Here is a 12,876-nt window from a genome sequence, read left to right on the forward strand (position 1 = left end):
GGGACAGAACAGATGACCGACACACGCAATATCACGGTTGAGGAAGTGGACAGCGTAGACGCGCCGAAAAAGGTGCGCGTCAACGATACCGTTGATGCTGCGCTGGCGGCCGAGAAAGAAGCCGAAGCGGGTGCCCATAACGAAGAGCGCCAGAAGGATTATCTGGAAGGCTTTCTGGCACAGACCCCGAGCGGCAACGCGGCGGGCCAGCCAGGGGGTGAAATCTATGACGGGATTATCGAAACCCTGCGTGAAATTTATGACCCGGAAATTCCGGTCAATATCTATGATCTCGGCTTGATTTATGGCGTTGAGGTCACAGATGATGGTCATGCGATTGTCTCGATGACGCTGACCACGCCCAACTGCCCGGTGGCCGAAACCATGCCCGGCGAGGTGGAAATGCAGGTCGGTGCGGTCCCCGGCGTCGGTCATGCCGAGGTCAATCTGGTCTGGGATCCGCCATGGGACCCGGGCAAGATGAGCGATGATGCAAAATTAGAGTTGGGTATGTTATAAGGACCGCAAATTAGGATATGGCCTGCAACAAAACCGTTAGTCCTGAGCCTGTCGAAGGACGTCTATCAGGTTGGTGCCAGGCCGAGAAACGCACTTCGACAAGCTCAGTGCTAACGGTATTGGAATGAAGCTATGAGTGAAACAGAAACCAAAACCAGAGAACGCCCCGCCGCGATCATCCTGACTCCGGATGCAGAGGCACGCATTGCCAAGCTGATGGCACAAGCGCCTGCAGACGCGATCGGCGTCAAGCTCTCCACCCCGCGCCGCGGCTGTTCAGGGCTGGCCTATTCGGTCGATTATGTCACCGAAGAAGCCAAATTTGACGAGAAGATCGAAACCCCCGGCGGCGTTTTTTATGTCGACAGCGCTTCGGTGATGTATCTTATCGGCTCTACCATGGACTGGCAGGAAGACGACTTCACCGCCGGGTTCGTGTTCAACAATCCCAATGCCACCGGTGAATGTGGCTGCGGCGAGAGCTTTACCGTCTGATACCGAACGGGTGATGCAACGCACCGTTACCCTGACCACCCATCTTGCAGCGCCGCCCGAAACGGTGCGCCAGCATGTCGGCACCTCGCGGCTGCTAAACTATATCACCCGACCGCTGATCCGCTTTACCCCCAAAGCCGGGCAGGCCTTTCCCGAAGATTGGACGCCCGGCGAATACAAAGCATGGATGTGGCTGTTCGGTCTTTTGCCCGTCGGTTGGCAGGCAATCCGCATCAGCTTCCCGGAACCGGAAAATGCCACGCAATTTATCCGTGACAATGGCTATGGCCCGTTGATAAAACGCTGGGACCATATGATCGAAATCCGCAGTGATGGCGACGGCACGCATTATACGGATCGCGTGATTATCGAGGCCGGGCTGCTGACGCCGCTCATCGCCGCGTTCGCGCAGGTTTTTTACGGCCACCGCCAGAAACGCTGGCGTAAGCTGGTGAACAGCAGGTTTGATTATACCGCCTGACCGAAACAGAAGCTCCCCGCGCAAGCGGGGTTTATTTTGGTCTCACACAAAGACACGAAGACACGAAGCGCGTCTACCAAGAGACACCTCTTCTTTGTGCCTTTGTGGCTTTGTGTGAAAAATGATGGGCGAAGGCTCCGCTAGCGCGGATTCGGAGCGGTAAGGCTTATTTCCGCAAAGCCCTGACACACCCCGCTCGGTCCACCGCTGCGCCTTGCAGGTTGCGGGCATCGGCATAGGTGCTTTTGCGCTCGCCGCCATTTTCAGGCGGATAGAGATAGATATCGAGAACGCAGCTCTCGCCGGTAAATTGCAGCTTGCGCGCCGCGCCCTCAATCACATCGAGACGCGGCGGGCCGAACATCGCCACCAGCTGATCATCGCTGCGGTTCAGGATCGCGGAGAGGCCGCGCGGATTCATCGGGCGGGTTGTCGGCGCGGTGCTGACCGGCGCAGCGACAGGTGCCGCGGCACATCCGGCCAATGTCAGCGCCAACAGGCCGATACTGGCCCAATGCGGCAATGTCTGCATATCTCTAACCGATCACACCTGTGTCTTGGCGATGGCCAGATCGGTGTGCGTGTCAGGCGGCCTGGGCCTTGACATGCTCTTTCACCGTCCGGCTCTGCGCCATATGCGCCGCCATCGCGGTACCGATAATCATGCCGAGAAAATTGACAAGCGGAATTGTGAGAATGCCTGCGGTTACAAGGCCAAGCAGAAAGCGGGTCAGGCTGGGAAACATCTTGTCGTCCGGCTGGTGCAGGCCATAGGCCTCGCCATGGCGGGCGCGCATCATATCGTCAAAATCGCGGCCCAGCAGCATGGCATTGACCAGCAGCAACAGCGCCGCCAGCCCGACGCCGGTAAAGGCCAGCACGATATAGGCAGGCAGGAACAACAGATTATACCCCAAGGTACGCCCGAGACTTTTCAGGCCGAGCCCCAAACCTTCGGCGAAACCGATGGTGCGCGCGCGAACCAGTGCATGGGGATAGTGTTTACGCTCGACAGCCACCACGACATCATCGCCGAAAATCGGGATCAAAGCCGCAGCGATAGCACGAAACCAGAGCCAACTTGCGAGCAATACCATACCCGCTGCAAAGATAGTCGCTGCAGTCTCCTGATAAGCAAGAATATATGCCCAATCCCCCAAACTACCACGCATCCAGCCCACCAACAACTCAGTCAGCCAGTCCACAGCCCACCAGAACACAAAGCCCAGCCCGACAAAGAACAGCAGTGTCACCAGCGCTGATTTGGCGAGGATTTTCAATATCGCACGATCTGTAAGCTGGCGCACTGAGGCAAAGAAGGCTTCGACTAACATGAGTGATATAGTAGATTAATACAGTAGTTCGCGTCAAGTGGCTTTGCTGCAAGACGTTTTATTGACACTCATCCTCCCCGTTTGCGGGGAGGTGGCTCGCTGGAGCTTTAGCGAAAGCAAGGCGGAGGGGGTTCTCCGCTTGCGCTGCACCTTGCGGCTGACCCCCTCCACCAGCTTCGCTGGTCCCCCTCCCCATGAATGGGGAGGATTGAGGAAATAAAATCTTGGCAACAGCCACCCCCTCCGATAGGGGCGCTGCAACGCTTTTCAGGCCGAAGGAATATCTCTGCAATGACCGAAACCCGCTATGATGTGCTCGCCATCGGAAATGCCATTGTTGATGTGATGGCGTCTGCCGAGGATGACTTCCTCGCTCGCCATGCGATGACCAAGGGTGGCATGATGCTGATTGATGCTGATCAGGCGACCAATATCTATGCCGATATGGGCAAGGCACAGGAAATCAGTGGGGGCTCAGCAGCCAATACGCTGGCCGGTCTGGCAGAGCTTGGCGCGCGCTGCGCTTTTATCGGTCAGGTCGCCAATGACCAGCTGGGTGAGATTTTCGCGCATGATATCCGCGCTGCCGGCGTTGATTTCACCACTCCGGCGCGTGAAGGCGAACCGCCAACCGCGCGCTGCCTTATCCTCGTCACGCCGGATGGGCAGCGCACAATGAACACCTTTTTGGGCGCATCACAATTTCTGCCCTCAAATACGCTTGATGAAGATCTGATCACCAGCGCCGATATTCTCTATCTTGAGGGCTATCTCTGGGACCCGGAAGAGCCCCGTAATGCGATGTTGAAAGCGATTGATATCGCCCGCGCCGCCGATCGCAAGGTGGCCTTCACCATGTCCGATGCCTTTGTCATTGACCGCTATCGTGATGACTTCCAGGCGCTGCTCGATGCCGGAAAGATCGATATTCTCTTCGCCAATGAGGTCGAGATCAAGTCGCTGACCCAGATTGACGATTTTGACGAAGCTGTCGCCAAGGTCGCACCGCAGGTGCCAACACTGGCGGTCACCCGCGGCCCCGATGGCGCAGTGGCGATGCATCAGGGCGAATATGCCTCGGTCCGCGCGCAGCCGATTGAGAAGGTGGTGGATACCACTGGTGCAGGTGATCTGTTCGCTGCCGGGTTCCTCAAAGGCATGGTCGATGGCCGCCCGGTGAGCCAGTGCCTGACCATGGGTGCAATTGCCGCCGCCGAGATTATCAGCCATTTCGGTGCCCGATCAGAGGCGCGTCTGTCTGAACTGGTGGCGGAGCAACTTCCAAAGAATTGAGATTAACCCTCTCCCCTTCAGGGGAGAGGGAAGAGCCGCGAAGCGGCGAAGGGAGAGGGGGCGTACCACAAGCGCAGCGCCAATTGGATAACCCCCTCCCTTAGTCCCTCCCCTGAAGGGGAGGGAGACCTTAGGCAGCACTCTTCCGGAACAACACCCGGTCGGCCTCGCCAAAGCCCTTATACCAGATCATCCAGCCATAAAGGCCGAGGATCGCCGGGACTCCAAATGCAAGCTCAGCCCATTCAGGCAGGAATTGGGTCGCGCCCCAGCCGATCACCGCAGCGAGTGCAGTCGCCCAGACCAGCGCCCAGCGCCAGCCATTCACCGGTGCACCCAATATGCCAGCGAGCAATATCGCCTTCACCACCGAGGCAAAGGCCAGCGCCAGCGCCAAGGCCAGAGCGACACCCGCTGCCTGATAAAGCGGCGGCCAGCCCCAGCTGCGCATCAGCAATATGATGCCCAGGCTCAGCAAGGCCTGCAGTCCCAGCATCGCCAGCGAGATAAAGAGATTGCGATGGCGCGCGACATAGACCAGCACCGACTCACTGACGACGGCGGTCGCGGCGACCACCTCGGCAACCAGCAACAGCACCATAGCACCATTGCCGCCGACAAATTCGGGGCCGACCAGCCCCATCACCGCCTCGCCGGGTATACCCAGCGCCAGCGCAACGCCCGCTTGCGCCGCGATAATCCAGAAACCGACCTGGCTCACCTGCGCGGCGATTTCCTTCAGCTTTCCTGCCTCTAAATTGCGGGTGATAACCGGGCCCAATATCGGGTCAAAACTGGTCTTCAGCTTTTGCGGCAGGCTGGCCACTTGTTGCGCGACATAATAAATGCCGACCACGGCCGGCGAGACGAACAGGCCAAGGATCGCCAGATCAAGGCGGCGGCTACCCCATTCAACCGCATCGGCAGCGGCCAGCGGCACATTTTGCCGCGCCAGCAGGATAAGCTGCACCGGCTTGGGCCGCCAGCCAAAGGGTAAGCCATAGCTGCGGATCAGCGGGATGATCGAAGCCAGCAACGCCGCCAGCATCGAAACGACATAGGCGAGAATCAGCCCGTCGCGGGTGGAATAGAAATAGAAGCCCAAAGCTGCGATGCTGATCGTCCAGGGTTCGATTATCGCCCGTGCGCGCACGGTGGAGGCAATGTCAAAGCGATAGGCCAAAGCCGCAAGTGCGACATCCGAGCCGACAATGAAGAAGATCACCAGCGGCAGGAAGCGGTCAAGATCATTGATCTGGCTATTGGGGAACATCGCCTGCGGAAAAACTATCAGCAGCGCGGCAGCCAACGTTGAAGCGAGCATGCTGACCAGCAAGCCATCAAACACGACATGCACATGCGGCCGTTCGGTGCGGCTAAGCTGTTCGGCAAGGCCACGGCGCAGGCCCAATGTCGCCAGTTGCGCCGCCAGCTCGACAATCAATATCGCATAGGCAAAGCGGCCCAGCACTTCGGGGCCATACATCCGCCCGGCGATAAACAAAAAGGGCAGCCGTGCCGCCAGCCGCAGCAAAAAGCCGAAGAAATTGGTGCGCCCGCCTTTGGCGAGACGTGAAATATCCTCATCGCCTTCCTCAGGCTTGGGTGGAGTTGCCGCCTCGCTCATTCGCTGCCCAACGGTCTGGCCAGCAAATCGGTAACAATGCTCGCGGCTTCTGTCTCGCCGCTGAGCAGGGCACAGACGGAATCGACGATTGGCATTTCCACGCCATGGTCACGCGCAACCTGTTGCAGCACCGGCGCGGTATGCGCCCCTTCAGCCACGGTTGTCCGCCCGGTCATCAGCGATTCTGCTGATTGCCCCTGCCCCAAAGCGCGACCGAAAGAGAAATTGCGCGAGCTTTCCGACGAGCAGGTGAGCACCAGATCGCCGAGTCCGGAAAGGCCACTCAGCGTCTCCGCTTCCGCACCACAGGCCACACCGAAACGTACCATCTCCGCAAAGCCTCGGCTGATCAAAGCGGCGCGGGCATTCTGACCCAAGCCCAATCCATCGACTACGCCACAAGCAATCGCGAGCACATTTTTAACCGCGCCGCCAATCTCGGCACCGACCGGATCGGGCGAGTGATAGGGGCGGAAATGTGGCCGCGCGATCATCGGCGCCAGCTTCTCCCACAATGCATCCTCGCGACAGGCGAGCGTTGCAGCCGCGGGCTGAGCGGTCGCCACCTCATGCGCAAAATTGGGCCCAGCCAGAACCGCTATGGCTGCATCGGGGAACAATGTGGCGGCGATATCGAGCATGAAGGAACCGGAGCTGACCTCAATCCCCTTGCTGCACAGGATCAGCGCGCCGGGATTGTCCAGCTGTTCCAGCACGGAGCGCATATGCTGTGCCGGGGTGACCACCAGCAGCGCTTCCATGCCGTTCATGCTGTTCAGATCATCGGTCGCCACAATTGATGGCGATAGCGGATGGTTGGGCAGGAATATCGGATTCTCATGCTTGGCATTGATCGCTTCCACCACTTCGGGTTCACGCGCCCAGATGCGTACTGCGCGGCCATCCGAAGCCAGCATCTGCGCCAGCGCGGTACCCCAGGCACCTGCGCCCAATACGCCGATTTGTGCCGCTTCGCTCATGCCTTCACTCCAGCACCACGCACGGGAGCGGCAGCGTCATCCAAGGGCCAGCGCGGTCGGGCCTTGAAATCGAGCGGGTCGCCCGTGTCGCCAGCGAGAAACCGTTCCATCCCGGCCCAGCCAATCATCGCGGCATTATCTGTGCACAACCAAATCGGCGGCGCGGAAAAGGCGATATCGTGCTTCGCAGCCAAGGCTTCCAGAGCAGCGCGCACGCTTTGATTGGCGGCGACGCCACCCGCGACTACGAGCCGCGTTATAGGCGCATCAAAATTGGCCTCTGTGAGCGCTTTACCAAGACGATCAACCACGCAATCAATCGCCGCCTGCTGGAACGAGGCAGCAATATCCGCTGCGGCATGTTCGCCACTCTCGACCGCCCGTAGCACCGCGCTTTTTAGGCCGGCAAAGGAGAAATGCGGCTCATCCGAACCGAGCAAAGGACGCGGCAAGGGCACCGCCTTGGGATCGCCCTCGCGCGCCAGCTTCTCCACTGCCGGGCCGCCGGGATAGCCGAGCCCCAAAAGCTTGGCGGTCTTGTCAAAGGCCTCGCCTAGTGCATCATCAATTGTCGTCGCCAGCCGTGCGTAGGCACCGGGGCCATCAACACGTAAAATCTGGCAATGCCCGCCCGACACAAGCAGCAGCAGATAGGGAAATTGCAGCGAAGCATCATCGAGTCGCGGTGACAGCGCGTGGCCTTCCAGATGGTTGATCGCCAGAAACGGCTTACCAGCCGCCATGGCCAGCGCCTTGCCCATCACCATGCCGACCATCACCCCGCCGATCAGCCCCGGACCCGAGGTCGCGGCGACCGCATCGCAATCCTCCAGCTCCAGCCCTGCTTCTTCAAACACAGCAGAAATCAGCGGCGGCAGGCTCTCGACATGGGCGCGCGCAGCAATCTCCGGCACCACGCCGCCATAGGGCTGGTGCGCCGCTTCCTGCGAAGCGAGCCGGTGCGCCACTATAGTGCGATCATCGCGGACCAGCGCGGCCGCGCTTTCGTCACAGCTGGATTCAATGCCAAGGATCAAGGCCATGGCGCTTTCCCTTAACGATGTTCCGCGCTAGGACCAAATATGAAATGACCAACAGCGCCACGACTTCTTCCGAATCCATCCGTCAACTGCTTGAAAACCGGCCCTTAAGGCTGGGCACGCGCAGCTCGCCTCTGGCGATGGCACAGGCACATGAAGTGGCCGGCCGGCTGCGTACCGCGCATGATCTGCCCGAGGGCGCAATCGAGATTTCCGCCGCCGAGGCCAGTGGCGACAAGATCACCGACCGGGCGCTGCGCGAAGTCGGCGGCAAGGCTTTATGGACGCGCGAGCTCGACTTTCAGCTCGAGGACGGCACGGTCGATTTCTCGGTGCATTCGATGAAGGATGTCGAGACCATCCGGCCTGAACAATTCACCATTTCCGCGATCCTGCCCCGCGCCGATGCCCGCGATGTGCTGATCGGCGCGGCATCGATTGCGGATATCCCTCAAGGCGCGAAATTCGGCACCAGTTCACCGCGTCGCGCGGCGCAGATGCGCAGCCTGCGCCCCGATATTGAGGTGGTGCTGTTTCGCGGCAATGTCGCCACGCGTCTCGCCAAGCTGGAGAAAGGCGTGGCCGATGTGACGCTGCTGGCCAAGGCCGGACTCGACCGACTGGATCAGGGTGATCTGGGCACTCCGCTGGACAAGGCGGTCTGGACACCCGCCGCCGCACAGGGCGCGATTGGCGTCGAAACGCGTACCGATAACCCGGCATTGCGCGCATTTCTGGGCGCAATCGATGATGCCGCCACTCATGATGCGGTGATGCTGGAACGGCATTTTCTCGCCGCGCTGGGCGGTTCCTGCCACAGCTCGGTCGCGGCGCATGTCAGCTCGCAGGACGGGCAAAAGACGATGCGCGCGATTCTCTATTCCGAAGATGGCCGCGATCATGTCGACGAGACGTTGGTTTTTGATGGCGCTGATCATCAGGCTGATGCCGATGCGGTGAGCCAGTTGGCAGGCGCGATGCTTGCCAAAGCGCCGGAGAGCATTACCCGGCTTTTCGATCCGCCAGCCAAGTGAAACCGTTGCTGATCACCCGGCCCGAACCGGGGCTGACGGCGAGTTGCAATGCTGCACGCGAGCTCGGTTTGAATCCGGTGGCTGGACCGCTGTTCACGGTTGAGCCTGTCGATTGGGAAATAGAGCAAGCCTTTGATTCAGTGCTGATCGGCAGCGCCAATGTGCTGCGCCATGGCGGTGACAAGCTCGCGCGTCTCAAAGAAGCACCAGTATATGCGGTTGGCGATACGACGGCTGCAGCCGTGCACGCTAGTGGACTGAGCGTGGCCTTTAGCGGATCAGATGGTCTGGAAAGCTGTGTTGATGCCCTGCTGCGCGATGGCCATAGCAGGCCGCTGCGGCTGACGGGACGCAGGCATACCAAGTTGCAGCCAAGGCCGAACCTCAGCGTCGAGACGGTTATCTGCTATGAGACCCAAAACCAGCCGCTTGGCGCTGAAGCGGCAAAAGCGCTGGAAAACCCTTGTGTCATCATGGCCTATTCCGCTGCTGCGGTGGAGGCGGTCGAGGTTGAAATGGCGCGGCTCGGGCTGGCTACCTCTCAGCATATGCTGCTTGTTATCAGCCAACGCGCCGCGAATTCTGCAACGGCGCAATGGCAGAGCGTGCATGTCGCAGAGCGGCCCGATGATGCGGCAATGCTGGCACAGGCGCGAATATTGTGCCAGAGGGGCTGAACTGTATTAAGTGGGCATCACGGCCCGTTCAGATGAGACCAGATATCTAGATGGCTATGAACAAGGATTATGAACCCATTTCTGCGCGCTCGGGCAAAGGTCTCGGCATCAGGCCGCTGATCTTTCTCGCGCTGATCGCCTTTATCGGCGGCGGGATCGCTACCGGTTGGGCAATGTCGCGCTTCAATCTGCTGGGCAGTGAGACCGAGGCCACAACCACCAGTACCAGCGAAGCCGAGGCACAGGTCAGCGAGCCAGTGCGTCAGCTTGATCAACGTATTCAAGCCGATGGCACGGTCCAGCCCACCCCGCCGCCCGCAGCGGCCAATGACAATGCTCTCGCCAATGACCCGTCACTGGTGGGCACCGGCCTGTCGCGGCGTGTTGCCGAGCTGGAAGATCGTCTGTCACGCATCAATGTGCAGGCGCAGGCGGCATCAGGCAATGCGGCGCGCGCTGAAGGCCTGTTGATCGCATTTGCAGCGCGCCGCGCGCTCGATACCGGGTCACCGCTTGGCTATATTGAGGAACAGCTCAAATTGCGCTTCGGCGCGGCCCAGCCCAATGCGGTGGCAACGATTATCGAGGCGGCGCGCAAGCCAGTCACCATGGATGCGCTGCGCACCGGGCTGGCGGAGATTTCACCCTCTTCTACCGGGGCCCGCCCGGATGAAAGCTGGTGGGCCGCTTTTCGCCGCGAAACCAGCGAGCTGTTCGTGCTGCGTAGGCAGGGATCACCCTCGCCTGCGCCGGAACAAAGGCTGGAGCGGGCGGCAACCTATCTGGAATCAGAGCGCGTTGCCGAAGCCCTGGCCGAGGTGCAGAAATTGCCCAATCAGGAGCCGGTAGAGGATTGGGTAGACTTGGCCAAACGCTATACGACAGCCCGGCAGGCACTCGATTTCATCGAGACGGCGGCGATTCTTGAGCCACGCGAATTACGCACCGGTGAAGGTGAACGGGTGGAACAGCCTTCACCGCTGGCAGCTGAGGGCGAGACGGGGCAACAGTCTAGCCGATAACCATCCGCAGGCCCTCACAGCGCGCGTTGGACATAGGCTTAAATCGCGCTGCTCAACACCTTGGGAGCGAGGTTGCGATAGCTGTCAAATTGGGCCGCTATGGCGCGGGCATAGGGCAGCCCTTCCGGGGCCAGCCGCAGCACATAATCATGATATGTGACCAGCCCGCGCTCCATAAAGGGCGCGAGCTGGCCACAATTGCCTCCGCCATCATGCAGTGCGGAGAGATCGGCACTGCCATGGCAGAGTATATCGGCGATTATCGCGGCGCGACGCTGATCATCCAGCGTGCGCCTGATGCCACGCGAACTGGAAAGCCCCCCAGCTTCCAGTCGCCTGCGATAATCGCCGATATTCTTGGCGTTCTGCACAATAAGGTCGGGGAACTCGCTGATCGCGGATGCCCCTAACCCCAGCAGAACGTCGCTTTGGTCATCGGTGAAACCCTGAAAATTGCGCCGCAAAATGCCGCTCTTCGCCACCTTGGCGAGTCGGTCATGCGGCAGCGCGAAATGGTCAAAACCTACTGGATAATAACCTGCATCAACCAGCCGCTCATAGCCGAGCTTCGCCATGGCAAAGCGTTCGGTCGCGCCGGGCAGTTCACTATCATCAATCTGGCGCTGGCGCGGGATCAGGGTGGGCACATGGGCATAGCCAAACAGCGCAATCCGATCCGGTTGCAGCGCAATTGCCTGTGTCAGGCAGCTATCCAGTTCGGCGCGACTCTGGCCAGGCAGACCATACATCATGTCTAGATTGAGCGAAGATATCCCGGCGCGGCGCAAGGCATCTACGGTGGCAATAATGTCCTTTTTGGGCTGCACCCGGCCAATTGCCTGCTGCAATTCGGGGTCAAAGGTCTGCACCCCAAGGCTGGCATGGCTTATCTGCGCGCCCTGAATCACGCGCGCCCAGTCGTCAGTGAAACTGCGCGGGTCAAGCTCGATCGAGAAAAGCGGGTTTTCCAACCGAAAGCTAAGCATCAGCATATCGAGCAACCGGGTAAAGCGCAGCGGCCCTAGAGCATTGGGACTGCCACCGCCAAAAGCGATACGCTTGACGCGGCCATTCCCGCTTAACCGTTGCGCGACCAGATCAATCTCTGCGTTCAGCGCATTGAGATAGCTGTCGAGCCGGGCGACATGGTTGGATTTGGCGGTGTTGCAGCCGCAATACCAGCAAATCTGTTCGCAAAACGGAATATGGACATAGAGCGACATACATTGCCCCGGGGCGATGCCGTCCAACGCCGCTTCATGCTCGGCAACCCCCACCGAGTCGACGAAATCCGCCGCAGTGGGATAGCTGGTATAGCGCGGTACCGGCCGCTCAAGCAGATCGGGATGATAGGTCCACATGGCATCATGTTCTGAACCTCTTGCTCTCCCAAGTCTTTGCGCCAGATCAAAAAATCGCTTGTTCCAGATCAATGCAACAGCGCAACGACACGCCTAGCGTCCGGCTCACAGAAGCAGAGTAAGGACAAGCTCATGAAAAAAATGATGAAAATTCTCGCAACCGCCGCCAGCTTGGGCGCTATGATGAGCGCCACGCCGGCATTTGCCGAACAAGGTGACTGGCTGCTCCGGGTCCGCGCCATCAATGTCGCGCCGAGCGAAACCAGCAGCAGCATTTTGCCCGCCTTTCCCGGAGAGCGGGTCAGCGTCGACAATTCGATCATGCCCGAGGTCGACATTACCTATATGGCCACCGACAATATCGGCTTTGAGCTGATCGCGGCGACCACGCAGCACACCGTATCAGGCCGCAGCGGTACCACTGGCGCCATCGGCGAACTGGCCGACACCTGGGTATTGCCACCGACGCTGACGGCGCAATATCACTTTGTTCCCGATGGCAAGATACGGCCTTATGTCGGTGCCGGTATCAACTACACGCTCTTCTATGAAGAAGATGCCAGCAATGGGCTGGTCGACGCGGTCGGCGCGACCAATGTTGATCTCGATGACAGCTTCGGCTTTGCGCTGCAGGCCGGGGTGGATATCGAACTGAATGAGCGGTTTTTCCTCAACTTCGATATCAAATATCTCGATATCGACACCACTGCGACACTGAACACCACCGCCGCAGGCACGCAGCGGGTCAACGTCTCCCTTGATCCGGTTGTTGTCGGCGTTGGACTCGGCATCAAGCTATAGGGCCGCACCCCTTCAGCAAGCTTATGCCACAGGGCGGGGGTGATCCTCCGCCCTTTTTTTGACCAAAGTGCGCGGCAACAAGGTTTTATCGTCCCCTCGCAGGCGGGGATAGGGCTTCTTAGGATCGAATAAGAGTTTCACGCGGAGACGCGAAGGCGCGGAGATTTTTCGCTCTGTGTCTCCGCAGCTCCGCGTGAATCACAATAGCCGTG

At 59.7% G+C, this 12,876-nt stretch carries 14 protein-coding genes; 8 read left to right on the plus strand and 6 right to left on the minus strand.

What is annotated here, in order from left to right; translation table 11 throughout:
* Positions 1–12: 12 nt before the first annotated feature.
* The 3 genes from RB602_RS00970 (at position 13) to RB602_RS00980 (ending at position 1,495) form a co-directional block, all read left to right on the plus strand.
* Entirely contained in the window at positions 13–519 is a 507-nt protein-coding gene (locus RB602_RS00970) for an SUF system Fe-S cluster assembly protein (RefSeq protein WP_317082114.1), read from the plus strand.
* Positions 520–651: 132 nt separating this feature from the next.
* A complete protein-coding gene (locus tag RB602_RS00975; RefSeq protein ID WP_317082116.1) occupies positions 652–1,014 on the plus strand; it encodes a HesB/IscA family protein in 363 nt (120 codons plus the stop codon).
* Positions 971–1,495, plus strand: coding sequence for a hypothetical protein (locus tag RB602_RS00980; RefSeq protein ID WP_317082118.1), 525 nt, complete (start codon positions 971–973; stop codon positions 1,493–1,495). The genes RB602_RS00975 and RB602_RS00980 overlap by 44 nt, the downstream gene beginning before the upstream one ends.
* Before the next feature lie 166 nt (positions 1,496–1,661).
* Here the strand turns inward: RB602_RS00980 and RB602_RS00985 are convergent, their stop codons facing one another.
* Together RB602_RS00985 and RB602_RS00990 are read right to left on the minus strand one after the other, a co-directional pair.
* On the minus strand, positions 1,662–2,027 hold the full coding sequence (locus tag RB602_RS00985; RefSeq protein WP_317082120.1) for a hypothetical protein: 366 nt from the start codon (positions 2,025–2,027) through the stop codon (positions 1,662–1,664).
* Positions 2,028–2,079: 52 nt separating this feature from the next.
* On the minus strand, positions 2,080–2,829 hold the full coding sequence (locus RB602_RS00990) for an EI24 domain-containing protein (RefSeq protein ID WP_317082122.1): 750 nt from the start codon (positions 2,827–2,829) through the stop codon (positions 2,080–2,082).
* 291 nt (positions 2,830–3,120) lie between these two features.
* Here RB602_RS00990 and RB602_RS00995 point away from each other — a divergent pair, with 291 nt between their 5' ends.
* Positions 3,121–4,122, plus strand: a complete 1,002-nt coding sequence (locus RB602_RS00995; RefSeq protein ID WP_317082124.1) for an adenosine kinase — start codon at positions 3,121–3,123, stop codon at positions 4,120–4,122.
* Between the two features lie 130 nt (positions 4,123–4,252).
* Here RB602_RS00995 and RB602_RS01000 read toward each other — a convergent pair whose 3' ends face one another.
* The 3 genes from RB602_RS01000 to tsaD are packed head-to-tail and all read right to left on the minus strand — an operon-like array spanning position 4,253 to position 7,772.
* Entirely contained in the window at positions 4,253–5,749 is a 1,497-nt protein-coding gene (locus RB602_RS01000; protein ID WP_317082125.1) for a lipopolysaccharide biosynthesis protein, read from the minus strand.
* Positions 5,746–6,729 (minus strand): NAD(P)H-dependent glycerol-3-phosphate dehydrogenase, encoded by a 984-nt coding sequence (locus RB602_RS01005; protein ID WP_317082127.1) that lies wholly within the window; start codon positions 6,727–6,729, stop codon positions 5,746–5,748. Before RB602_RS01005 ends, RB602_RS01000 begins: the two co-directional genes overlap by 4 nt.
* The gene (gene tsaD, locus RB602_RS01010) at positions 6,726–7,772 is read right to left on the minus strand and encodes a tRNA (adenosine(37)-N6)-threonylcarbamoyltransferase complex transferase subunit TsaD (RefSeq protein ID WP_317082129.1); all 1,047 of its coding nucleotides are present in this window, start codon (positions 7,770–7,772) and stop codon (positions 6,726–6,728) included. The genes RB602_RS01005 and tsaD overlap by 4 nt, the downstream gene beginning before the upstream one ends.
* A gap of 44 nt (positions 7,773–7,816) precedes the next feature.
* Here tsaD and hemC point away from each other — a divergent pair, with 44 nt between their 5' ends.
* From hemC to RB602_RS01025, 3 genes are read left to right on the plus strand one after another with little or no spacing between them, the layout of a single operon-like run.
* Positions 7,817–8,803: a hydroxymethylbilane synthase gene (gene hemC, locus RB602_RS01015; protein WP_317082131.1), complete on the plus strand. Its 987-nt coding sequence runs from the start codon at positions 7,817–7,819 to the stop codon at positions 8,801–8,803.
* A gap of 5 nt (positions 8,804–8,808) precedes the next feature.
* Complete coding sequence (locus tag RB602_RS01020) at positions 8,809–9,480, plus strand: uroporphyrinogen-III synthase (protein ID WP_317082133.1); 672 nt, start codon at positions 8,809–8,811, stop codon at positions 9,478–9,480.
* 50 nt (positions 9,481–9,530) lie between these two features.
* The gene (locus RB602_RS01025; RefSeq protein WP_317082135.1) at positions 9,531–10,502 is read left to right on the plus strand and encodes a hypothetical protein; all 972 of its coding nucleotides are present in this window, start codon (positions 9,531–9,533) and stop codon (positions 10,500–10,502) included.
* A 38-nt stretch (positions 10,503–10,540) separates the two neighbouring features.
* Here the strand turns inward: RB602_RS01025 and hemN are convergent, their stop codons facing one another.
* Positions 10,541–11,863 (minus strand): oxygen-independent coproporphyrinogen III oxidase, encoded by a 1,323-nt coding sequence (hemN, locus tag RB602_RS01030; RefSeq protein ID WP_317082137.1) that lies wholly within the window; start codon positions 11,861–11,863, stop codon positions 10,541–10,543.
* Positions 11,864–11,995: 132 nt separating this feature from the next.
* Here hemN and RB602_RS01035 point away from each other — a divergent pair, with 132 nt between their 5' ends.
* Positions 11,996–12,664 carry an OmpW/AlkL family protein gene (locus RB602_RS01035; RefSeq protein WP_406568382.1) on the plus strand — a complete coding sequence of 223 codons (669 nt, stop codon included), beginning with the start codon at positions 11,996–11,998 and terminating at the stop codon, positions 12,662–12,664.
* Positions 12,665–12,876: the final 212 nt, after the last annotated feature.

The sequence above is a fragment of the Parasphingorhabdus sp. SCSIO 66989 genome, from assembly GCF_032852305.1.
Lineage (GTDB): Bacteria > Pseudomonadota > Alphaproteobacteria > Sphingomonadales > Sphingomonadaceae > Alterisphingorhabdus > Alterisphingorhabdus coralli.